Origin of the sequence: Coleofasciculaceae cyanobacterium, from assembly GCA_036703275.1 — a bacterium.
Taxonomy (GTDB): Bacteria; Cyanobacteriota; Cyanobacteriia; order Cyanobacteriales; family Xenococcaceae; genus Waterburya.
The window spans coordinates 21,315-46,413 of the sequence record DATNPK010000089.1 but is presented as its reverse complement, the minus strand read 5'-3'; the positions used below and the strand labels follow the sequence as shown (position 1 = coordinate 46,413).

17 protein-coding genes are annotated in these 25,099 nt (G+C 39.8%); 6 read left to right on the top strand and 11 right to left on the bottom strand.

The genetic code is table 11. The features are described 5' to 3' along the window. Positions 1–58: 58 nt before the first annotated feature. Entirely contained in the window at positions 59–850 is a 792-nt protein-coding gene (locus tag V6C71_16805) for a phytanoyl-CoA dioxygenase family protein (protein ID HEY9770121.1), read from the bottom strand. 603 nt (positions 851–1,453) lie between these two features. On the opposite strand from V6C71_16805, the gene V6C71_16800 reads away from it, so the two are divergent. Beyond that, the gene (locus V6C71_16800; protein HEY9770120.1) at positions 1,454–2,389 is read left to right on the top strand and encodes a glycosyltransferase; all 936 of its coding nucleotides are present in this window, start codon (positions 1,454–1,456) and stop codon (positions 2,387–2,389) included. Between the two features lie 751 nt (positions 2,390–3,140). On the opposite strand, the gene glmS is transcribed toward V6C71_16800, so the two are convergent. Then, entirely contained in the window at positions 3,141–5,024 is a 1,884-nt protein-coding gene (gene glmS / locus V6C71_16795) for a glutamine--fructose-6-phosphate transaminase (isomerizing) (GenBank protein ID HEY9770119.1), read from the bottom strand. Between the two features lie 66 nt (positions 5,025–5,090). Next, complete coding sequence (locus V6C71_16790; protein HEY9770118.1) at positions 5,091–5,669, bottom strand: DUF3172 domain-containing protein; 579 nt, start codon at positions 5,667–5,669, stop codon at positions 5,091–5,093. A 301-nt stretch (positions 5,670–5,970) separates the two neighbouring features. Between V6C71_16790 and V6C71_16785 the strand changes: the two genes are divergently transcribed. Next, positions 5,971–6,225, top strand: a complete 255-nt coding sequence (locus V6C71_16785; protein ID HEY9770117.1) for a hypothetical protein — start codon at positions 5,971–5,973, stop codon at positions 6,223–6,225. Here the strand turns inward: V6C71_16785 and V6C71_16780 are convergent. Next, positions 6,185–7,129 carry a pentapeptide repeat-containing protein gene (locus V6C71_16780; protein ID HEY9770116.1) on the bottom strand — a complete coding sequence of 315 codons (945 nt, stop codon included), beginning with the start codon at positions 7,127–7,129 and terminating at the stop codon, positions 6,185–6,187. The genes V6C71_16785 and V6C71_16780 overlap by 41 nt on opposite strands. A gap of 329 nt (positions 7,130–7,458) precedes the next feature. Between V6C71_16780 and V6C71_16775 the strand changes: the two genes are divergently transcribed. Further along, the gene (locus V6C71_16775) at positions 7,459–7,749 is read left to right on the top strand and encodes a DUF4090 family protein (protein HEY9770115.1); all 291 of its coding nucleotides are present in this window, start codon (positions 7,459–7,461) and stop codon (positions 7,747–7,749) included. A 57-nt stretch (positions 7,750–7,806) separates the two neighbouring features. On the opposite strand, the gene ruvB is transcribed toward V6C71_16775, so the two are convergent. Next, a complete protein-coding gene (gene ruvB / locus V6C71_16770; GenBank protein HEY9770114.1) occupies positions 7,807–8,910 on the bottom strand; it encodes a Holliday junction branch migration DNA helicase RuvB in 1,104 nt (367 codons plus the stop codon). A gap of 143 nt (positions 8,911–9,053) precedes the next feature. Between ruvB and V6C71_16765 the strand changes: the two genes are divergently transcribed. Then, positions 9,054–9,629: a phycobiliprotein lyase gene (locus V6C71_16765; protein HEY9770113.1), complete on the top strand. Its 576-nt coding sequence runs from the start codon at positions 9,054–9,056 to the stop codon at positions 9,627–9,629. 63 nt (positions 9,630–9,692) lie between these two features. On the opposite strand, the gene V6C71_16760 is transcribed toward V6C71_16765, so the two are convergent. Then, a complete protein-coding gene (locus tag V6C71_16760; protein HEY9770112.1) occupies positions 9,693–9,980 on the bottom strand; it encodes a hypothetical protein in 288 nt (95 codons plus the stop codon). 209 nt (positions 9,981–10,189) lie between these two features. Between V6C71_16760 and psb29 the strand changes: the two genes are divergently transcribed. After that, complete coding sequence (gene psb29 / locus V6C71_16755) at positions 10,190–10,912, top strand: photosystem II biogenesis protein Psp29 (protein ID HEY9770111.1); 723 nt, start codon at positions 10,190–10,192, stop codon at positions 10,910–10,912. A gap of 331 nt (positions 10,913–11,243) precedes the next feature. Here the strand turns inward: psb29 and V6C71_16750 are convergent, their stop codons facing one another. After that, entirely contained in the window at positions 11,244–13,532 is a 2,289-nt protein-coding gene (locus V6C71_16750; protein ID HEY9770110.1) for an ATP-binding protein, read from the bottom strand. 109 nt (positions 13,533–13,641) lie between these two features. Between V6C71_16750 and cobN the strand changes: the two genes are divergently transcribed. Next, entirely contained in the window at positions 13,642–17,487 is a 3,846-nt protein-coding gene (gene cobN / locus V6C71_16745) for a cobaltochelatase subunit CobN (GenBank protein HEY9770109.1), read from the top strand. Between the two features lie 16 nt (positions 17,488–17,503). On the opposite strand, the gene V6C71_16740 is transcribed toward cobN, so the two are convergent. The 4 genes from V6C71_16740 to gltB all read right to left on the bottom strand — a co-directional run bounded on the left by V6C71_16740 (position 17,504) and on the right by gltB (position 25,070). Further along, a complete protein-coding gene (locus V6C71_16740) occupies positions 17,504–17,806 on the bottom strand; it encodes a hypothetical protein (protein HEY9770108.1) in 303 nt (100 codons plus the stop codon). Between the two features lie 36 nt (positions 17,807–17,842). Further along, a complete protein-coding gene (gene ylqF / locus V6C71_16735; protein ID HEY9770107.1) occupies positions 17,843–18,703 on the bottom strand; it encodes a ribosome biogenesis GTPase YlqF in 861 nt (286 codons plus the stop codon). 263 nt (positions 18,704–18,966) lie between these two features. Next, the gene (locus V6C71_16730; protein HEY9770106.1) at positions 18,967–20,112 is read right to left on the bottom strand and encodes an S-layer homology domain-containing protein; all 1,146 of its coding nucleotides are present in this window, start codon (positions 20,110–20,112) and stop codon (positions 18,967–18,969) included. A 314-nt stretch (positions 20,113–20,426) separates the two neighbouring features. Then, positions 20,427–25,070, bottom strand: a complete 4,644-nt coding sequence (gene gltB / locus V6C71_16725) for a glutamate synthase large subunit (protein HEY9770105.1) — start codon at positions 25,068–25,070, stop codon at positions 20,427–20,429. Positions 25,071–25,099: the final 29 nt, after the last annotated feature.

Below are 25,099 nucleotides of genomic sequence, written 5' to 3'. Positions count from 1 at the left end.
TATCTTTATCTCGCTAATTAGTCATTTTTATATATTTATTTTGTACTATAAAATTTGGTTAATTCTTGCCGGAGGCTAATTTTTTAAGTATTTTTTGAGGTTGTTTTAAGTCAGAAATATAGTATTTTAAACGAGATAGCGGATTGTTTTTGCCGCGATATGAATGAACAAACTCTGGGCTTGATTTACCATTTCGAGCAACGACAAAGTAAGGAGGCTCTACATAAGGATCGTAATGGTCGACAGACATATATTCGATTACATACGCCCATCTAGTATCTTGAGTGATATTGGGAGTCGTACTGTGGAGTGTAAACGAAGAAAAAATCACTACATCACCAGGTTCTGCTGTAATTAAGAGAGGGCTTTGTGGTACTCCATCATAAACAACTTCATATCCATCATATCGATAAAGTAAATTCTGCTTATGTGAACCTGGTTGCACAAGTAGACCACCATTATTCGCATTCGATTCGGTTAAGGCCACCCAAAATTGATAGTGAGGATCTTTTAACTTACTGTAATTGTTATCTTGATGCCAAGGAAAAGTATCGGAATTTGGACCTTTAGCAACTGCCTGATCCCAACGCACCCAGATATCGGGACCAATCAACACCTTTAGTAGATCGATAATCTTTTGTTGACTAACAAATTGCTGAATTCTCGGACTACGAAAAAAAACACTGCTTTTAAAGGTCATAGAACCTTTGGTTAAATCATCTTTTCCATATCTTCTTTGAGAATTTTTAATGTCTTGGAGTAAAATTTGCATTTCTTCTGGAGAGAAAAGTCCTTTACACACCAAAAAACCATCTCTAGCAAATGCTGTTTTAATTTCTTTTTCGTTCATAAATGTTTCTAAAAACCTAAAAATTGCTGAACAAAATTTTGCTCCGATGATGTCAAAATTTCCTTTATTCTACATTAGTTTACAATAGATAATTGATAAGATTGATGCCTAATAAGCATATTACAAAATTAAATAAAAATATTTTATAGCTTTATTTAGATCATCAAATATTCATCTAAATCACTTTGTTTTAGAAAAAATAATTATTGCTCAAGGCATTGCTTATATATTCAAAAAATGTATTATTAAAAAATAAATATACCAGATTTTGCCAAAGTTTTACACAAAAAAATGATAAATATTTTTTTGATAAAAATATAAAGTTTTAAAGCTTTTTTATGTTATTGTAGCTGGTATTCCTGCTTTAGATAAAATTAACACAGCTTCAATTTATGATGATTTAACTTCTTTCAGTATCATTGATAACTATTCAAAACATCAGACGCAGTATTTTAAAGATAATTTAAGCCTAAGTCTTAGCCTAAAATCTTAACTAAATCATCACTTTTGAACCTTTGTTGCCTATCTCCTGATTTTTCTAGAGTGAATTGCGCTTTGCACTCTACAGCTAATCTCTGCAACTCAACCTAAAAATTTGCCAAGATGTCCAAAATATCAATAATCATTCCCACTTACAACTCCAAGAAGACAATAGAAGAAACTATTACTTCGCTACAGCAACAAAGTTTTAGTGACTACGAAATAATTGTAATTGACGATGGCTCTCAAGATAATACGATAGCGGTAGTGAAAAATATAGCCGAACCTCGACTAAAGCTTTTTAGCTATGAAAATGGCGGTGTAGCTACCGCTCGAAATCGCGGTATTTCTCATGCTACTGGAGAATTCATTGCTTTTTTAGATGCAGACGACCTATGGAGTCCAGATAAATTAGCATTGCAGATTGAAGCACTATACCAAAATCCTGAAGCTAAAGTGGTTTATAGCTGGACTCAGTATATTGACGAACAGGGAAAACCTTTATTTTCAGGAACTCGTTACTCTTATCGAGGAGATGTTTACCAACAGCTTCTACAAACCAACTTTTTAACTAATGCTTCTAATATTCTCGTTCATCGAGATGTTTTAGATCTAGTTCCAGGTTTTAATCCTAAACTTGCCTATACAGCAGATTGGGATTTTTATTTGCGTTTAGCCAAAAATTTTAATTTTGCAGTTGTTCCTAAATTCCAGATTTATTATCGCCAGTCTGCCAATTCGATGTCTACTAAGGTTGAACAGCTCAAGGAAGAAAGTTTATTATTACTAGACCGAGTTTACCAAACAGCGACAACTGACCTAAAACTACAAAAAAACCAAAGTTATAGTATTTTATATCTATACTGTGCAGATCTGTATCGAAAAAAGATCAGTATTAATAATCGTGAAAGTCTAGTTAGTGCCAAGCAAAATCTTAAAAGTTCTATTTTATTGTATCCTCCGAGCTTACTGCAAATTAACACTCAAAGATTATTAATTAAACTAATTTTATCAGAATTATATTTTATTGCTCCAGTAAAGTTTTTAAGCAAATTATAATCTGCAATAAGCGATATTTTTTCTACAGAAGATAAAAAAATTTTGATTTAAATTGTTTGATAAATACACTAATTTATCAAATTCAATGGCGATCACTGTTAATTCAAAACAAATTAGCTCCAGATTTATGGCGATCGCTCTAATAGTCAGATTGGGAAATATACATTTTGTGTACTCAAGGTCGGACGCAGCCTGAAACTGGGCGATCGCTAACTTCTAGGCAAAAAATACATCTTAAATCCAGATAGCGGCTCTAGATTTGACATTTATGTTGGCAATAATGTGGAGTGACAATAAAGTTGGGAACTTTTGCAGGCTAAAAAGCCTATTGTTAGGTCAGATAAAAATGAACCTTATTAAATAAAGTTGGAAACTTTGCTGAAATTTATACAGGATAAAGTTTTCATAACTAGCAATTTTGATAATTTGACTAATCGTACGTTTGGTATATTAACAAGATTAACCTGAATTTACTAAATAGGGCTTTGGGGATAAATTCAGTTGAATTCTACAAAGGCTTGTAGTCTTTTCCTCTACCTTTACCTCGTCCTTCTTTTACATATCGCTCAAACTTAGCTTGAGTCCAATCGTATCTGCTTCTAGCCATTAGAAAACTGAACAATACAGTATTACTATTATTGTACAGTCAAAGTTTCCAACTTTATTATTAATCTGCAAAAAGTTTCCAACTTTATTACTAAGTTTCCAACTTTATTATTAATCCACAATTAAGAGCAAAAAATCGAGTCGATTATTCAACAGTAACGCTTTTTGCGAGATTTCTTGGTTGATCTACGTCTAGCCCTTTAATCGCTGCAATATGATACGACAACATCTGTAAGGGTATAACCGCTAACACAGGAGAAACTAATTCATCTACTTCTGGGACAGTTAAGACATCATCAAAAGTGTGGGCTGCTTCGGTGGCATTCATAGCAGTAGTGACACCAATTAAACGAGCATCTCTTGCTTTGGCTTCTTGGGCATTAGAAATGACTTTTTCATAGACGCTTCCAGGCATCGCGATGGCGACTACTGGTACTTTGTTGTCTAATAAAGCGATCGGTCCATGCTTCATTTCTCCTGCGGGATAGGCTTCTGCATGGATATAAGAAATTTCTTTGAGCTTTAATGCACCTTCTAAAGCAATCGGGAAGTTGATACCCCGTCCAATAAAAATAAAGTCTTCGGTTTCGGTAGTAAAGTCGTGTGCCAATGCTTCGATCGCATCTGCTTGGGTGTCAATGATGGTTTCAATCTGGCTAGGAATATGGCGTAAACCTTCGATGATCTCGCCGATTCTACTGTTGGGTATATTCTTACGGCGATAAGCAAGATCTAAAGCTAAGAAATAGAAGTTAATTACCTGGGCGGTAAAGGTTTTAGTGGCTGCAACGCCGATTTCTAAACCTGCATGAGTATCAATTACGCGATCGACTATCTGCGCAATAGTGCTTTCTGGGCGGTTAGTAATCCCGATTAACTTTGCCTGTCGCTTGGGTTCTAAATTAGCTCTTCTAGCTCTTTCTGATTCTAAGGCTGCAATAGTATCGGCGGTTTCTCCAGACTGGGTTACACCAATAGTTAAGGTGTTAGCAATGATCGGCTTGGGAGAGTAGCGAAACTCAGAAGCATAATCTACGGTAGTGGGAATACCTGCGACTTGTTCTAATAAATACTTGCCAACCAAGGCAGCGTGCCAGCTTGTACCACAGGCTAAAATTTGGATATGTTCCAAGTTATCAGTAAGGTTTGGCGACAAACCAAGATTTACAGGACTATAATCAGGATTTTCATGGGCGTGCCAATTGGGATTAAGGCAGTTATCCAAGCAAATTCTCACTACCGCAGGTTGCTCATATATTTCCTTGAGCATATAGTGACGGAAACCCTGCTTTTCTGCCTGTACGGGATTCCAGTCAAGGGTACGAGGAAAACGAGAAACACGATCGCCTGCAAAATTATAAATTTCTACCCCTAGAGGCGTAAGTCTAGCTATTTCTCCATTGTCTAAAGTGAGAATAGTCCGAGTATGAGGCAAAATTGCTGTCATATCAGAAGCACAGAAAAATTCCCCTTGTCCGAAACCCAAGACTAAAGGCGCTTGTTGACGAGCAACTATTAATTCATAGGGATTATCGGCACTGACAACGGCGATCGCAAATGCCCCTTCTAGTTTGGCGATCGCTTTTTGCACTGACTCTAATAAAGATTTGGAGTTAGCTAAAAACTGAGAAATTAAGTGCGGAATAACCTCAGTATCGGTTTGGGAGCGAAATTCAATCCCCTGACTAATTAATTCTTCTTTCAACTCTAGGTAGTTCTCAATGATGCCATTTTGTACCACAGCCAGAGTTCGAGCGGAATTTAGATGAGGATGGGCATTGTGTTCTTCTGGCTTACCATGAGTTGCCCAGCGAGTATGACCAATACCGAGTTGAGATTTATTGACGGCTTGTTCTAGCTTTTCTCTTAGCTTTAGCAGCTTACCTTTAGCTTTAACACAGTTAATTTGACCTTCTTCAACAGTCGCTACTCCCGCCGAATCGTAACCTCGATACTCTAATCTTTCTAAACCAGATATTAAAATGTCTGTAGCTGCTTGAGTGCCAATATAACCGACTATTCCGCACATATTAACAAATTTTTTAAAGTATATCGATCGCCTTAAGTGTATATCAAATCATCAAAATCGTCGTGGTTAAAAATTATCAGATTCTGGTGTTGGTGCAACTCCTGTGCGATCCAAAAATAAATTACCAGCAGCATCATTTTGATAAATACAGTCGATTTTTGGTTTTCCTTCCAAAGGACCGATAAAACCAAAAGTGTTCATGCGTTGTTTACAATCTCTCACCTGCTCGGAATTTACTAATTTTTTCTGTTCCAAAATTGACCAGTTGGTTCGTCGTAAAACACACCCAGGCTGCATACTAGGTTGAGTTAAATAAACGCTAAAAGGACTTAAGGTTAAGAATACTCTCATATCGGTCACGATCGCACTCGCGCCAAACTGCTGGCAGAGTTCTGGATTAGGTGCTTGACGGTCAATTTGCAAACTGGATTCAATTGTGCTGGGATTAGAACTGGTAGTTAAGTTTAAACCAAGTCCGACCACAATGCCTACGATAAATACGCTAGCCAAGATGGCAACTTTTGCCACATCAATCGGGCTTTTTTTCTGAGGCGGTGGAGTAGGGTTAGAACGATAGTTGGGCGGATCGTAACGATTAGATTCTCGATTCTCTCTATTATTAACGTTGCGGTTTCTGCGAGCCATAAGATTATTTGGTGATTAGAGGTTAGGAATACTGTAGGGGTTAATTCGCCCTAAAGGATATGCGGAGCGGTATGCTTTAGCACTAGCCCTAAAGGATTAGCCCCTTACGTCGCGTCCTTCGGGTCGCCAATTGCCCTTACCCATTGCTGATAGAGTGTTAAAGATTAATAGTATTAGTTGTCTATATATTTTATTTTAAAAGTTTTTCACAGGCTTTCCAGCCCAATCTTTGACCAAGCTCGACCATTGTAGTCGCTCTTGCTTCAATAACGATTAGCTTTGGCGGGACAACCTTGTCCATATGTGGCGATCGCCTATTCAACCAAACTTTTACAAAACTACTATTTTTGTTAATGATGGCGATCGCTTTTTAATGTCGTTTTACAACGGGTTACAAACCAAAGAACGGATAAATCCCGTAGCTGGCTCGGCTGCATCACTTTTTCGGCGATTGGTGCCAATTAGTTTTCTCATCAAAGAGGCTAAAAAATCAGCAATTAGAAATCAACAAGATCTTACGGATGAATCGAGCCATCGGGAAGAATTGCGCCAGTGAGCTTAACGGCGGTTATTTTAACCATAATTTTGTTATTGAAGCCAACTTTTGCGCCGCTTAAGTCTGCACCGCTAAGATCTGAACCACTCAAGTCTGCGCCAATCAGATTAGCATCCTTTAAGTTGGCCTTGCGGAGATTTGCTTGCAGCAGGTTAGCGCCTTTTAAATTTGCTCCCTGAAGGTTGGCTTCTTCTAAAGTAATTTTGTGTAGAAAAGTATCACTTAAATCAGCGTAGGATAAATCCGCCTGTGATAAATCTCTACCAGAAAAGTCTCTTTCTTTGAAGTTAGAGTGACTTAGATCTGCACCTCTAAGATCCTTGTAGTATGGTCTTTGATAGTTGCTTTCGGCTTCACGGCTTGAGCCATAGCTTTTGCTGGATTCGCGAAAATCTTGATAGCCATCTTTTTTAGAGCTATGTCCAGGATTACTAGACGTTGAATAATAGTCTTGATAATTCCAATGACGAGTCTGTTCGTAACTTTTGGGTCGATCGTAATTAGGTCGAGTATAGGTCTGCTGGTGGTTTCTGGTATCGGTGTAAGGAGAACGATAGCTTTCATAGCGATCGCGATATGCCCGTTCACTGCCTGAACGACTTTCCTGCTGATAAGCTTGGCGATTACTCGTCGAATAAGCAGCGCGATCGGCATATTGAGGTTCAGGCTGCTTTTTCGCTGGTGCTTTCTGGTATTTACGGTGGTATGAACGTAAAGAATCCCGCGCTTCATTGATCTGCTGGATTTTTTCCACAGATTTTTTGAGCAATCTGGCATTTTCTTGGGGAACACGGTCAGGATGCCAAATAAACACCAAGTCTTTATATGCTTGATTAACTTCTTCGATAGATGCGCCTGGTTCTAATCCCAAGACTTTATAGTGTTGTTCTAGGTTTTGAATCACTATGGCAATCCTTCCTTAACTGTTTCCTATGTTTAACTCAAACTGTCAGGCAGTGATGGTGCCTAAAATTACTAATTAATTATAATTTTAGAATAATTAGTCAGAGAATCGCTCGCTCTAATAACTCTTTATTATTATATTTATTAATATATTTTATGTAAGCTTCTGCTTCGATTTGTAAACAAATTCATTGTCTGAATTAATTATAGTCAGCAATCGAAGCAGTTTAAAAGTCGCCTTCTGCTACCTGCAATACGGTTAACCCTAATCCTCGCCCTATATCGACTTAAACTCTGATAAAATGCACTCAACTTAAAAAAAATAGCAACATGGCAGATACAAAGGCAGATACAAAAGGTGCAGATGCGGTAGATAAAGCGATCGCCCAAGGATTAGATTTAGACGGTTCGCCTATTCCAGCTAATAAACTGGATCTGTATAACAAGGTAATGGGTTTTGAGGCGGGGAGACAGCGCAGCGGAGTTACTAACACTATGAGGTCACGTATTGTCCGTATTGGTGCTAAACATCAAGCTCAAGATGAATTAAATCAAATGTTGCTAGAGGCAGAATTTCCGCCGTTAAAAGAGCGCGAAATTGCTTTTTATTACGGCAGCTAAATCCAGCTTCCGTTCGCCCAATTATCCTAATTAGTTAATAACAGTACGCTCAACAATTTAAAATAGCTCGGTTTGAGTAGGTTCGTTGGCTGCGTAACCCAAATGCTGACAGGCTTTGGCTGTAACCATTCTGCCTCGATGAGTACGGCTAAGATAGCCATTTTGTAATAGATATGGCTCATATACTTCTTCAATAGTTTTGCGGTCTTCTCCTGTCGCGGCGGCGATCGCTTCTAATCCGACAGGACCACCATTAAACTGTTCGATAATCGTGTTTAATACTAAGCGATCTGTCCAGTCTAAGCCATGAGTATCTACATCAAACAGATTCATCGCCGTAGCTGCCAGTTCAGAAGTGATAGTTTTCGCCTTTTGTACCTGCACATAATCTCGAACTCTTCTTAGTAACCGATTAGCAATACGGGGAGTTCCACGAGAACGACGGGCGATTTCTATTGCACCCTCTTCAGTAATAGTAATGTTGATAATTTCCGCAGTCCGTTTAACGATCAAAGTTAGTTCGTCTAGTTCATAAAAACGCAGTCTTTGAATAATCCCAAAGCGATCGCGCAACGGCGAAGAAAGAGAACCTGCTTTAGTAGTTGCACCTACCAAAGTAAAAGGAGGTAAAGGAATACTACGAGTTTTGGCAGTTTGACCTTTACCAATAGTTACATCCAAACGAAAATCTTCCATTGCCGGATAAAGTAATTCTTCCGTCATCCGATTTAAACGGTGAATCTCGTCAATAAAGATAATGTCTCCTGGTTTAAGACCTACTAAAAGTCCTGTAATATCTCTAGGTCGCTCTAGCGCGGGTGCTGAAGTAATTTTGCAGTCTACGCCCATTTCTGCTGCCAGGATTAGAGACATGGTAGTTTTACCCAAACCTGGAGGCCCATAAAGCAGTAAATGATCTAAAGGATCTTGTCTGCCTTTAGCAGCAGCGATCGCAATATTCAAAATTCCCTTGAGATCTTTCTGTCCAATATAGTCCGCTAGTTTCTGGGGACGAATTTTTTCTTCGTTGGGTTCTATTTCCTGGGTGTTTGCCTGAGGAGACATTAGATTGATGTCAGGATCTTGCCTCTTTATCTGTTTTGGTTGGCGAGACTGCTTAGAAGGAATTTCTTGAGATTCAGAAGATCTTTTAATTGCCATGATAACTTGGAAATCAGCGATCGCTGTCAGTTTTAAGATTTTGATTGTACTGTTATTGTTACATTGATTGTCATCTGTACTGGTTTTAGTACTAAACTAATTTTCAGATAAATTAAGTAATAAGTTTTTTTAGGAGTAATTTTATGCGTTTAACTGTTCCCATGACCATGATGGAGTTTTTCCGTAAAAGTGAGGGCAAGTGGTACACCGAAAGAAGCGTGCATCACTTTGACGTAGTAGCCGATGAATCAGGAGAGTCTAATTTAATTGTCAAAGTTGTTGAGCCTGACGATCCTAAAGTTAAGCAGGTATGTGACCTACAGAGAATCGACCCCATAAAGGCCAAAGGAGGCGGTAGTTTTAGCTGGCAAGATAATTTAGAAGAAAAAGAGCCTAATCCTAACTACGCTGCTATTTTAATTGATGTTCCCGATGACGAGACAGGACGCAGTGGCAAGTTAATTCGCGACAAGGGTTATGTTGATGGTCTACCTGTAATCAGTCGCTATTGGTTTGGCGAAGACGGTATTTTAACGATTAACACCGACTATGATAATAACCAAGGGCAAGAACGCTGCTGGTTTTTAACCGATGACTTTCGGGTTAGAGTTAGTACCATTCAAATGCTTAATGGGGTAAGCTTGATGGCTTATTGTTCTGAACGCCGTTGTGTCTCACCAAAAGATCTGCAAAAATTGGCTCAAAAGCACGTTAATTGATTGGCTATGTTGAGAATGAGTCTTTTGAAGTAGCTATTTAGTTATAAATCTTTTTGTGCCTGCTTATTTTTCCCAGGGATAGTAGCGTTGCGCGTAATAGTCTAAGATGGCTGCGACTTGTTTTTGGTCAGTTTCGGCGATATTTTCAGCATAACTAATTTGCAAAGCTGCAACCTGGCTTTGACAGTAATCAAACTTTTCGGCTGAATTGTGTTCGGTAGAACGCATGATTAAACTAGTATCGACTCCTTCTACCTGTCGTAAATGAGCAGCTACTTCGCGATATACTGCAAGCGGTAACTGGGGACAGCTAAGCTGCTGACGATTTTGTTTAATGGTCGAGGATTCCATAAGCTAAATTTTGCATCAAGGTAAAATTATTTAATTATTTTCTCATTTTCTACCTGGGTCTGCGATCAGAAATCTCCGATAGTGGGACAGAATCATTGCATAATATAAAGATATACTAAGAGTTTAGTTAAAACAAACCGCAACCGAGGAAGGTAATTCAAAACTCATAGGATGAATATATTGTTAGAGCAAAAAAAATAAAACTTATTATGAAAACTGTTTCCGATAGCAAAAGGGTATTCTATAGTGCTTATCCTCGACCAATTAACTCAGTCTATCGCCGAGTGATCGAAGAATTACTGGTAGAAATGCACCTACTATCAGTAAACGCTGATTTTAAATCAGATCCTATTTATTATTTAGGCATTGTTACTTCTTTTGAGCGTTTGATGCAGGGTTATCAACCAGAAAAAGATAAGGAGCAAATTTTTAATGCTCTTTGTACCTCTACCGATGCCGATCCTCAAATCTACAAATCTCAAGCAGAAAGGCTATTATCTTTAGCTAAAGATAAATCTGTAGACGAACTGATTAGTTGGTTCGCCAATCCGACGGCAACAGATGATAGTGGCTATATTGTAGAACCAATTAAAGCGATCGCCAGCAATGATAATTTTAAATATAGTCGTCCTTTTGCTATTGGTATTTATACTCTTTTAGAAGAATGCGATCTCGAGTTAGTTAAAGATCGCGACAAGCGTAATCAGGCTGTAGATACTATCGCTGAAAATCTCCAGATATCTAGCGAAAAGATGAAGAAGGATTTAGATCTATACCAGGGTAATTTAGAGAAAATGACTCAGTTACTCAAGGTAATTGAAGATGTCTTGGAAGCTAGCCGTAAACAGCGAGAAAAAAGAGAACAAGAAAAGCAAGCCAGTAAGATCAAGCAAGACCAAGAAAATAAAGAAGCCGAAGCAGCAGCAGAATAAGATAGTCAATGGCTTGGCTATCAAGCAGGTAGAGCTAATACTTTGAACACCTTTAAATAATTGATGGTTAATTGTTTTAAATCTATTGAACCAAGTTGAACAATCTACAATAATATTGACGATCGACCATCAAGCTTTAAATTATCCCTAAGCTGAGGAATTTATCTCAATTCAAAAAATTCCTGTTTGACAACAAATAAACAAATGGTATTTGTATCAGGGTGAATCGCAGTTTGCCCTGGCACAATGTGTTTAACTACACTAATGTTGCGTAAAAGCTATTGCTGCACTAAGCATCAGGTTAACCAACTAAATCACTATCGTTCTGAAATTAATTGTACAAATTATCTTTTTTGGTGAGGCGAGCTATTTTATTAATAATTTGAGTCGGATTCATTGATTTAAGTAAATATTCATTAACCCCGCATTCAACAAACTTTTGCCATTCATGATGCTCAAAGCGATCGCATAATAAAGCTACATTAGTAACATGGGTTAATGGGGTGCGATTAATGGCACTAACCACGTTTTTAACGTCCGCTAAGGAACAATCTCGCTCAATAATGACAATTCTTGGTTGAAGTAGTTCAATCTGATTAATTGCCATAGCATAATCCATCAGCCAAACCACTTGATATTCAATTGTGTTTAGTAATTGACAAATAAAAGTAGCACTTTCCTCATCTTCCGTAATCAGCATAATTGTTTTAGATTCAACAGATGCCTGAGCAGAAATTGCTGGTTGAGATAATTCGAGTTTGGTAAAATTCTTCTCAGGAAGATAGATAGTAAAGATCGAACCTTTACCCTCAGCCGATTCCACCTCAATCGTTCCACCGTGAAGCTCCACTAGTTTTTTAGTCAGAGCAAGACCTAAACCTGTACCTCCATGAACCCGCTGGCGAAAGTTTTCAATTTGCTTGAATTTTTCAAACAGCAAGGGAATTTCTGCTGCTGCAATACCGATACCTGTATCTTCAATCTGAAAGACTACCTGACGTTTTTCGCGCCAGATTCTGAGAGTAACTTCACCTGCTTCGGGAGTAAACTTGATGCCGTTGTTGAGTATATGAAACAGTATTTCCTTTAATCTGGTTTCATCGGCAAAGAAATAATCTTGTTCTGGTTCAATTTTTATTTGGGAACTAAAAGTAATCTTTTTCTCTTCAGCACTTTCTTGTAATAACTGCATCGACTGTTTAACCACATCAGTCAAAGATACCTGTTTGATGTTTAAAAGATGTTTGCCTGACTCAACGTCGGAAAACTCCAAAATGTTATTAATTAACGCCAGAAGATGCTTTCCGCTTTGCTGAATTAAATGAAGATATTTGTGCTGTTTTTCTGGAGATAGAGGTATCCTTTCATTAGTGGATGACCATTGGAGCAAAGTACTAGACAAGCCAATAACGCAGGTTAAAGGTGTGCGTAGTTCATGGCTCATGCTACCCAAAAAGTCATGCTTCGATTTGCTAGCTGCTTCGGCGGCTATTAAAGCATCTCTAATTTGATGTGCTTGGATTTGAACCTGCTTTTCTAATAATAGTTTTTGCTGCTGTAGTTGCTGATAGGATTGGTGGTTAAAAATTGCGATCGCTAAATATTCTGCTACCTGACGCAAAAAGTGAACCTCTTGATGCTGCCATTGTCTGGGTTCAAAGCACTGATGAGCAATGACTAAACCCCATAATTTATCTTTAACGTTAATCGGAATGACAACTTTGGCTTTTACCTGTAGTTTTGCCATTAAAGATTTGAGACAGGGTGTAAGGTTAGAAGCATCAAGATCGTTAATTACTAGGTTAAATCCCTGATGATATTTATCTCTACACTGAAATGAATCTCGCCAACAGGCTTCTTCCTGAAGATACAGGGTAGAGGTAATATTGTCGCTTTTCTTTGCCTCATAAGTAATCGTATCTACTGTATAAACTGGCTGAAGCTGTTGATAATTTGACTCTAAGGATACATCAAGTTGATAAACCAATAGTCGATCTAACTCTAAAAAACTACAGCTGTGATTGACTGTTGTTTGAATAATTTCTGATAAATTTAGATTTTGACTAATCTGAATCTTGATCTGCTCAAAAATACGTTCTTGTTCGATCTGGTAATGAAATAATTTTTCCATTGGGGGAGTGTGATGTGAACCATATTGGCGATCAGATTGCTCAGCGCTATCTGTCAGCAATTTGACTGCTTTAACCATGAATTCTGAGTCACTATCGTTATTTTTAGTTAATTTGAGCATAAATTTGCTCTGTAAACGATTAATCACCGCAGTGTGCCACTTTTGCTGACAGCCAAGTTGGGTTAATTGATTAATAATTGCTGCTCGATCGAAAATTACGCTAACCTGATATGTCTCTACTGCTATTGTTTTGTGTTGACGCAATAAAGCATTAAACTTGGGTGTTATTAACAAAAAAAACTTGTCTGTTTTTAATTGTGGTGAAGCATCAATTTTATGACCATTTTCTAGTAGCTTAAATAGTGTATCTTCCGTAAACAAAAAAGTTTCATTATCTGCTCCCATTGTCAACCAGAGATCGACAAGCTGCTGCCAAACTTGATGATTAACAATTTTTTTAAAACCCAAAGAAGATGAATAACTCGACACAATTAAAATTCAGCTAACAGCACAACTTTTTTCTGTTTATATAGCTTGGCTCATTTTTATGGGCTTAGACTGAACCGTAATTATTTCTCAAGATTAGACTAATAAAACTATGCACAAAATCGCTGCACTACCTGGGGGATGGGATCCTAATACGCAAGGGGTAATTTTTATCGATCAGTCTCCTGCACCCATTATTTTTCTGACTTATGCTGATACAGATATTCAAACTATTGCTACTGCACAATCATTTTTAGGAGATAGTTTTCCCGAAATTAGAGTAGTTAATTTGCTGAATTTACAACAGCAATTAAGTATAGATGTTTACTTGGAAACTGTCTTGTCAAAAGCTAAAATTGTCGTGCTACGTTTATTAGGTGGAAGTACTTACTGGTCTTATGGATTTGAGAGAATTAAAGAAACTGCCCAGTTTAATAATATAGCTTTATTTATTTTACCAGGTGACAATGCTCCCGATCTAGATTTAATTAGTCATTCTACAGTTCCTCTTGCTGCCGTCAATCATTTATGGCGATATTTAATTGAAGGAGGAAAAGAAAATTATGTTCATGCTTTGCAGTTTCTTAGTGATACTTGTCTACAAACAAATTACAATCCAGCACCAGCACAATCTATTCCTGAATTAGGCATATATCAATGGCAAGAACAAGCTAATAATTCAACTAAATTTAGTAACGAACAGCTAAATTTAAATGGCGATCGCCAATGCGGAATACTCTTTTATCGTTCTCATTATTTGGCAGGGAATACTTTACCAATTGATTCTTTATGCCAGTCGCTAATAGCGCGTAATTTACATCCCGTACCGATATTTATCTCTTCATTAAGAAATATAGAATTACAGCAACAACTGTTAGCTTTACTTCAAAAAACGACTGTAAAAGTTCTGCTCAATACCACTAGTTTTTCTTTGGCAAAAATAGGGAAATCAGCGCAGTTAGAGTTTTGGCAACAGCTAAATATTCCCGTGTTACAAATTATTTTAAGCGGTAGTACTAAAGAGCAATGGGAGTCTAGTCCACAGGGATTGATGCCTAGAGACGTTGCGATGAACGTGGCGTTACCTGAAGTTGATGGCAGAATCATTACCCGCGCTATCTCTTTTAAATCAGTCCAAACCTGGAACGCTAAACTAGAAACTAATGTTGTTGTCTATCAACCAAAGAGCGATCGCCTAGATTTCGTCGCTGACTCCACAGCCAACTGGATCGATCTAGCAAATACGCCATCTTCAGATCGCAAAGTAGCTTTGATTTTGGCTAATTATCCCAATAAAGACGGTAGAATTGCCAACGGAGTTGGTTTAGATACTCCCGCAAGCTGCATTAAAATTTTAGAAGCTTTGCAACAAGCAGGATATACGATTACCGATATTCCCACTACAGGAGACGAATTAATTCAACGCCTAACTACAGGTATTACCAACGATCCAGAAAGCCGAATTAGTCGCCCTAGTTATCAAAGTCTTTCAATCGAAGCATATCAGCAATATTGGCACACATTACCCGCAGCAGTACAGCAGGGCATAATCGACAGATGGGGAGACGTAGGGGCGTTATCTCCTTCAAAGACGCTACGCGAACGCGAAACGCCCTTACAAGGATCGGCAATGTTCAATCAGATGTCCATACAAATTCCTGGTATTCAGTTAGGGAATATATTTATCGGTATTCAACCATCGCGGGGATACGATCGCGATCCAAGTTTAAATTATCATGCACCAGATTTAGAACCTACCCACGAATACCTGGCTTACTATCATTGGTTGAGAAGTTGCTTTGGGGTACAGGCGATTGTTCATGTTGGCAAACATGGCAACCTAGAATGGCTACCAGGAAAAAGTTTGGCACTATCAGCTAACTGCTATCCTGAAGTTGCACTCTCTACTATTCCGAATATTTATCCCTTTATTGTTAACGATCCAGGGGAAGGTTCACAGGCAAAAAGGCGATCGCAAGCGGTAATTATCGATCATCTCACCCCACCTCTTACCCGCGCTGAACTATATGGTGGGTTAGAAAAACTAGAAGCCTTGATCGATGAATACTACGAAGCCCAGAGTTTAGATCCAACTCGCTTAAATATTATTAGCGATCGCATTACCAAACTAGTTCAACAGGAAAACTTAGATCGAGATCTGGGCATTAACCCTACCGACACCCAAACTCTAACGCAATTCCTGGCTGTCGCCGATGGCTATCTTTGCGAATTAAAAGAGGCACAAATACGAGATGGGCTACATATTTTTGGGCAGTGTCCAGCAGGAGAACAACTGAGAGATTTAATCATTGCGATCGCTCGTTCACCTAGCTACAACCGTATAGGTTTAACCCAGGCTTTAGCCAAAGATTTTGGTTTAGATTTCGATCCTTTACTAGGCACAGACAACAACGATCTAAAGATGATTGACCAATCGCCTTTACCAGAAATGACAGGTTGGCAGGACAATTATCTACAACGATTAAAACAAGCCCAAAAAGGTGATGCGATCGCTATCCTCGAAGAAATTGCCATCGAGTTAGTCGAACAAATTATCGACCAGAAACCCTTGTCCCTTTTTCCCCTACCCTTTACCCAATCACAACTCCAGTGGATTAAGCAAACCCTGTTGCCGAATTTACTTCAAAGCGATCGCGAAATCACCAATTTACTTAAGGCTTTAGACGGCAAATATATACCCAGTGGCGCATCGGGCGCGCCTACCAGAGGTAGACCAGAAGTATTGCCTACAGGACGCAACTTTTATTCGGTTGATATTCGAGGTATTCCTACCGAAACCGCATGGGAAGTAGGCAGCAGTGCAGCCGAAGCCGTAATTGAACGCTATACCCAAGAAAACGGTGAATATCCTCGATCTTTAGCTATTTCTATTTGGGGAACATCTACCATGCGTACAGGAGGAGATGATATTGCCCAGGTAATGGCGTTGATGGGAGTTAGACCAGTCTGGGATGGTATATCCCGTCGGGTAGTAGACTTTGAAGTGTTGCCTACCTCTATTTTAAATCGTCCTCGTGTAGATGTAACGGTAAGGATATCGGGCTTTTTTAGAGACTCCTTCCCTAATATAATCAACTTGCTGAATCAAATTACCCAAACCGTCGCCAGCTTACCAGAAGTCGCACAAGTCAATCCTTTAGCTGCCCAGGTGCAAACCGAACAGCAGATCCTACAGACACAGGGAATAGATGCAGCAACCGCCAGACAAAGATCTAGCTATCGTGTATTTGGTTCTAAGCCTGGGGCTTATGGTGCAGGAATGCAAGGGTTGATTGAGGCGCAAAATTGGCAAAGTGATGAGGATTTAGCCAGGGCGTATCTTAACTGGAGTTCTTATGCTTATGATGCCAGTGGCAAAGGCTATGCTGCACCTGAATCCTTTCAACGTCGCTTAAAACAGCTACAGATCGTCTTACATAATCAAGACAACCGCGAACATGACTTGCTCGACTCCGATGATTACTATCAGTTTCAGGGAGGGATAACTGCTGCGGTACGTAGCCTAACAGGGAAAAACCCTGAAGTATATTTTGGCGATAATTCTCAGCCAAGTAACCCCAGAGTACGCAAGTTAAGCGAAGAAATAGCTAGAGTGTATCGATCGCGAGTAATTAACCCCAAGTGGATTAAAGGTGTAATGCGCCACGGTTACAAAGGTGCGTTTGAGATGGCTGCTACGGTAGATTATTTGTTTGCCTACGATGCTACGGCTAACTGCGTTGCCGATCATATGTACGAAGGAGTAGCTAAAGCTTATATCTTTGATCGACAGGTACAAGAATTCTTGCACATGAAAAACCCTTGGGCGTTGCGAGATATGTCGGAAAGACTGCTAGAAGCTTACCAACGAGGACTATGGCAAGATGTCGCGCCGCAAATGATTGATGACTTAAAAGCGATCGCCAATCAGTCCGAAGCAGTAATTGAAGAAATTTAAGTATGTTTAAGTATGTTTAAGTATGTTTAAGTATACTACAAACTAATTCGCCTGGACTAGCAGACTTGAAGGGAATGGGATATTTACCTTTACGGGTTAAAGTGCGATCGCGACAGTTATAAATTTCTTGGTCTTTTTGTTTTTTGCCATCAATACTAACTTTAGCTCGATATTCCCAATAGTTTTTGGCACTACGTTTAAGTTTAAGAATACACACCTGTTGACCGTTGCGATCGCGACACATTGCCGCATCAGCTATCGGCGCAAATCCTAGCCAAAACACTAGCAATAACAATAAGAACAGCCGTCTATATCTCACTACTTCCAACCATCTCTGCCAATAATTTATTACTTTCTACTTGCTACTTAAAAAGGGGGGCAACTCCAGGGGAATCTCTCCCATATTTCCTGTCCGAAAATCATCCAGTATCTGACGGGCTACTCTTTCCTTGTCTCCTTGATAAGAGCGATCGCTAACTTCTTGAATAAAGGCTTCTCCCGTTGTTTCGGCGGGGTCGAAATCAAAATTAAAGCGAGATTTTAAGGTCTGATCGTAACCTATATTTATTAGTAAATCTACCCCACAGGCTGCAACGACCTGATTATCATAAGAGGCTTGACCAATATCCTCACAAATAGCTAATTTTATCGCATCGTGCTGATTTTCTAACCGCCAGGGAATAACTCCAGGAGCATCAAGTAATTCAATTTCATCGGAGATTCTGACCCAGCGTAGCTGACGAGTTACTCCTGCACGACGCTCACTAACTACAATTTTTTTGCCGACTAAACGGTTGATGAGAGCAGACTTGCCCACGTTAGGAAAGCCAATTACTACTGCACGCACTGGACGAGGACGCATTCCGCGATCGCGCCGACGCTGATTCATCGCCACTCCTGTTTTTTGAGCAGCACTTTTAATGGCCTTAATTCCCTTTCCCTGTTTAGCATTGGCAAAATATGGTTGTTTTGACTGAGCTTGAAACCACCGTAACCAATCTTGTTTAGCAGATTCAGGAATCATATCCATGCGATTTAAAACTATAATTCTTGGCTTGCTGCCAATCCAGCTATCTATCTGAGGATGATGAGAAGCCATCGGTATTCTCGCATCCAGTACTTCGAGAACTACGTCAACTTTTTTGAGCTGTTCTTTTAGCTGCCTTTCGGCTTTGGCAATATGACCTGGATACCATTGAATAGGGGGAGCAGACATGGAATTATTAACCTGCGCGAAAATTATTAAATTTAATTTGTAGTTATTAACCAAGAATTGCTGGCTGAATCTCGGGGAAGCAGAGCCAAGAACAAAATTAATCGATCAAAACTCAAACCTTGCTAATGAAAAACCCCATAGATTAATCTAGGGGCTATAGTCATCAATTGGCAATAGTTGTTGTTTTGATGGAGATGTAACTATTTGGTATAGGTAGAACAATAGACGTTAAAACTATCTTTAAATGACTGAGGCATAAATTTTTATGGTTGAAGAATATATTCGGAATCTATAGGTTGGAGTCTTCCTTGTTGGACCAAAGCTTGGTGAATCATCGCTGCTACCTCGGCACGAGTTGCTGATTTGTTGGGCATAAGCGAATTTTTCGCAAAACCAGGACGATTAACAATTAATTTTGCTTCATAAGCAGCGGCTATCTGTTCTTTTGCCCAATCAGGTAAATTCTTACTACCATTGAGTTTTTGCAGAATTTGGTCAGCATCTTGAGATGGTTTTAAACCCAATCCTGTTGCCAGAGCAACTAATACTTGATAGCGAGGAATATTTTCTAGAGGACGAAACGTATTCTCAGGATAACCCTTCATAAAGCCAAGGCGAACGGCTTTATCGATATCAGCTGCAATCTCATTTCTATTGGTTACATCTTGAAATTGTTTAATCCCTTGAGTTTCAGGCTGCGTATCAAAAGCTCGGATAATTAAAGTAGCCATACTAGCTCTAGTAATCAGCTTATTTGGTTCAAAATTTTGATCTCTTGTTAAGGCGCTAACCAATCCCCGATCGCTCATTTGCTTCACAAATGGATAAGCCCAATCGTCAGAAGTAACATCCCTAGGCATTTCGGTTTGTCTAGGAGCAGTTGCTTGTGGTTTTACTGGCTTAACAGTTTTTTCAGGAGTTTTAGTTTGTAATCGATCGCGAGTATTAATTTTCTCCTGAGGATTAGTTCTCAATGCTGGTAGAGTTGCAATTCCAGTCAAAGGAACTAGCTTTGCTCCAGAATCAAGCTGATAAGATTTTTGTTCTACTCTTGGCGGTAAATCAAGGTCTTGCGCGGGAGGAACATAAGCAACGGGTGATTCTTGCTGACGCAAGCGAGTAACTAATTCTTGTTCATCAGATTCTACTTCGCCCGAGCTAGTATCTTCTAGACCAGAATTACCAAGACCAAGACCCGTATCTGTGGTTCGATCTGAAAATAGTAAATTGCTACTACTTCCCAAACCAAAATTGCGATTTCTACCGCCAATAGACCAAAATAATATTGCTCCAATAGTAGAAAAAGCAACAATAATCGCAATCATTTCGTCAAAGGTTACGCCAGTTGCCGGTCTTCTTCTGCGCTCTGGAATCGGATTCTGCGGTTCTGGAGGTGATGAATTTGTCATAGATATTAAGCTGCGAATTTAACAATGATATCTAGAAAATAAACTAAGTTTAAGCTACTGCCCAGAAAATAAGTTTAAGTTTTTAGGTTTTAAGCTTTAAGTTAACTAGATGCAAGCAGGTAATAAAATATTAAGCATTTTTTAGCAAAAGTGTACTCACAAAGCTGATGATAGTTACTCTTAGCAACAAAAATCAGCTTAACTCAGCAAAAGTTGATTTCACCAGAACAAAAATAGGGTAGTTGTCACTTAGATTACAACCACCCTAGTATTCAAGAATTAAACAGCACTTAGCTTTCTTAAATCGTAAAATACTATACCGATGTCAGCGTTTTGGTTTCTGCTGCACCAGCCTCTGGGCTGTCTGCTTCTGATGGCGGTACTACCTGCCAGAATTTGCCTAGATAGTTATCCCAATCTTGCAGAATTGCTTTGCCTTTGGGACTACCAGTTTTGTCAACATGATTCTGAATCATCTCTTTTAATTGTTTTTCTCCTTCATCAGCAACAACCCGTTGAATTTTGACAATTTCAGGATTGACTTTATTGGGGAAAGTATTGTTTTCATCGAGGAAATAACCTAAACCACCAGTCATCCCCGCGCCGACATTGCGACCAACTTCACCCAAAACCACGATCAAACCGCCTGTCATATACTCACAGCAGTGATCGCCCGCTCCTTCAATTACCGCTTTAGCGAGAGAGTTACGTACCGCAAATCTTTCGCCGGCACGTCCATTGGCATAAAGTTCCCCACCAGTCGCTCCGTAAAGACAGGTATTACCGACAATAACGTTAGTAGCAAAATCATAGGTAGCGTTTTGAGCGGGAGTAATGATAATTTCTCCGCCGTGCATTCCTTTACCAACATAATCGTTAGCTTCTCCCGAGAGAATTAGATTCATGCCCGGGAGATTGAATGCGCCAAAGCTTTGACCCGCAGTACCTTTAAATTGCAGCGTAATTTCTCCAGCAAAACCACTGTTACCATACTTAGAAGCGATCTCTCCAGAAATTCTTGCCCCTACACTACGATCAGTGTTAATAATCGTTACGTCTTTAGTCACTTTGTCCTGATTAGCGATCGCACTTTTTATGGCTTCATCGGCTAATATTTCTTCATCTAAGACGGCACCATTAGTGTGAACCTCAACGTGTTCTAGCCAGCTACGGTCGTTTTTCACATTAGGTAAATCAATCAGACAGCTTAGGTCTAAGCCCTTAGTTTTAGCAATTTGGGCATTGAGATTCTGTACCAATAAATCGGTACGCCCAATGATTTCTGATAAACTACGATAGCCGAGTTTGGCTAACAGCGATCGCACTTCTTCCGCGACAAAGTAGAAGAAATTTACTACGTTTTCGGGAATACCTTTAAAACGATCTCTCAAATGCTGTTGTTGAGTTGCTACCCCTACAGGGCAGGTGTTCATGTGACAAACTCGCGCCATAATACAGCCTTCGGCAATCATCGCAATTGAGCCAAATCCATATTCTTCTGCACCCATCAGAGCAGCCATGATTACGTCCCAGCCAGTTCTTAAACCACCATCGGCTCGTAATAAGACGCGATCGCGTAGCTGATTTTGGAGCAATACTCGATGTACTTCAGTTAGTCCTAATTCCCAAGATACCCCTGCGTGTTTGATTGAACTTAGAGGAGATGCTCCCGTACCACCATCATGACCCGAAATCTGAATCACATCAGAGTTGGCTTTAGCTACCCCCGCAGCAATTGTCCCGATGCCTATTTCTGCCACCAGCTTAACGGAAACTTTGGCTTGAGGATTAATTTGATGTAGATCGAAAATTAGCTGAGCTAAATCTTCAATGGAGTAAATATCGTGGTGCGGTGGAGGAGAAATTAAAGTTACCCCTGGCTTAGAACGTCGCAAAGAAGCAATGTAAGGACTAACTTTTTTTCCTGGTAGCTGTCCTCCTTCTCCTGGCTTCGCTCCTTGAGCTAGTTTGATTTCTAGCTGTTTGGCACTCATTAGATATTCTGGAGTTACCCCAAAGCGCCCTGATGCTACCTGTTTGATGGCAGAACTGGCAGTGTCGCCGTTTTTCAAGCCATTAAGATGAGGTAGAGTTGGAGACTTGCCGTTAGCTTCCACATCATTTAATACTTTGAAGCGAATACTGTCTTCTCCTCCTTCTCCTGAGTTGGATTTGCCACCAATTCGATTCATCGCCACCGCCAAAGTTTCATGAGCTTCTCGGGATAAAGAACCTAAAGACATCCCGCCAGTGCAAAAGCGTTTGACGATGCTGGCTACGGATTCAACTTCGTCAATAGAAATAGATTCGCGGTCTGGATTAAAGTCCAATAAATCACGCAGTGCTGTTACTGGTCTGCCGTGGAGATACTGCTTATAAAGCTCGTAATGGTCATACTGTTTGCTTTCTACCGCTTTATGAAGTGCCTTCGACATTTCAGGGGAGTTCATGTGATATTCGCCGCCTTTTTTGTACTTGACAAAGCCGTAATTTTCTAACTTTTTGCCCTGAAGTTCGGGGAAGGCTCTGTGATGGAAAGCAATAATTTCATGTGCTAACTCGGCTACAGTTAAACCGCCCAAGCGAGAAGTTGTGCCAGCAAAAGCTAAGTCAACTAAATCGACTCCTAAGCCCAATGCTTCAAAAATTTGCGCTCCATGATAGGAAGACAGCAGCGAAATTCCCATCTTTGACAGAATCTTGAGTAATCCCGCTTCAATAGACTGACGATAGTTTTGCTGAGCTTTATCTAAAGCAACTGCTTCAATACGCTCATTCTGCATCAATTTCTGGGTTTTAGGATCATTCCACCATTGACGAACGCTTTCTAGGGCTAAATAAGGGCAGACTGCCGACGCACCATAACCGATTAAGCAAGCAAAGTGATGTGTACTCCAACACTGCGCCGTATCTACGACCAAAGAAGTTCTCAAGCGTAATCCCTGGCGACTTAAGTGATGGTGAACTGCTCCCACAGCCAGTAAAGGGGGAATATAGCTATATTCTGTACCGATTTGATACGCTTTGGGGCGATCGCTTAAAATAATAATTTCCACTCCCGCCTTAACCGCAGCAGTTGCATCTTGACACAATTTAGCTACTGCATCTTTCAGACCATCTGGACCTGTAGAGATTTGATATAAGGTGGACAAGGATTGAGTTTTAAAATCAGTCGCCTCAATACTGGCTAATTCTTCATCATTTAATACTGGGGATTCTAATTTAAGTAATTTGGCATCTTCGGGTTTTAAGTTGAGAATATTACCCTTTGCCCCTAACTGCATCGATAGGGACATAACTAAACTTTCTCGTAAAGGGTCAATTGCTGGATTGGTTACCTGAGCAAATCTTTGTTTGAAATAGTCATAGAGTAATCGAGGCTTATCAGAAAGTACCGCTAAGGGAATATCATCTCCCATACAGAAAGTTGGCTCTTTGCCGTTGATTGCCATTGACTGAATAATCAGCTCCACATCTTCAGCTGTATAGCCAAAAGCAGTTTGCCGACATAATAGTTCGTTTGAGGCCAAAAGATTTTTTGTCCCAAATTTCTGAGGCTCAACTGACTGGCGATATTGCTCGATCCATTCGCGATAAGGATTTGCTTGCGCAACTCGTTGTTTTACTTTCCAGTTACGCAATATTTCTTTAGTTTGAAGATCGACCACTATTGTTTGACCAGGTCCCAATCTACCTTTTTCGATTACTTCCTCATCAGGCAGATCCACTACTCCTGTCTCTGAACCTACAACTATATAGCCATCTTTCGTAATGGTGTAGCGTGCAGGGCGCAAACCGTTGCGGTCTAAAGCTGCACCAACTGTTTTACCGTCGCCAAACACTAGTAATGCTGGCCCATCCCAAGGTTCTTGCTGCCCACTATGGTATTCGTAAAAATCAACAATTTCTGGATATTCTGCTAACGAAGGCTGGTTTTGATATGCTTCGGGGACAAGAATCATGGCAGCTTCGGTAATGCTGCGACCAGTTCTTACCAGCAACTCCATAGCACTATCTAAGTTGTAAGAATCACTATTATCGTTATTGACAATTGGCGTTAGTCCTTCAATCTCATCCTGAGTCCAGCCAGGTAAGGTTGACTCGCTGAAGCTAGATATCAATTCTTTTTCTCTATTGGACATCCAGTTGATATTACCTAGCAGAGTATTAATTTCACCGTTATGACCTAAAATGCGCATCGGTTGAGCAAAGGGCCATTTTGGCATTGTATTAGTACTAAAACGACGATGATAAACGGCAAAGTTGCTTTCATAATCTGGATTTAGCAAATCCTGATAAAAATCGCCTAAAATAACCGCACGCACCATACCTTTGTACACAATAGTACGACAAGAAAAAGAACAGATATAAAAATCATCTGATAGTTTTTTGCCGACTCGCGATCGCGCTATATATAGTTTGCGTTCTAGATCGTCTCCTACAAGATTGTCAGGCGAGCTAACTACTATTTGCTCAATATGAGGCTGATTATCTCTTGCCTGTTGACCTAGTATTTCTGGGCTTACTGGTACTTTTCGCCAACCCAGTACCCGTAAGTTTTCCGCTTTAACTATCTTTTCGATAAACTGCTTAGATTCGGCAATTTGACTCATATCTTGAGGCAAAAATACCATTCCCACACCCCAAGCCTCTGGCTGTGGCTGAGAAATATTATTTTCAGCAAACCAAGCCGCAAAAACTTTTTGTGGTAAGGCAGTCATAACTCCCGCACCATCTCCCGAGTCGCGATCGGCACTACATCCCCCGCGATGCTCCATACATCCTAAGGCTTTTAAAGCTTGCTTGACAGTCTTGTTGCTTTGGCGACCATCTTGATAGGCAATAAAACCTACCCCGCAGGCATCTCTTTCTTCTACTAACCACCTTTGACCTTGAAAGGGCTTAGATGGTGAGTCTGGCTGAGGCACATTGTTACTTGTAACTGGTTTAAATTCCATTTCTTACTCGCTTAGATGAAAGGTAATGA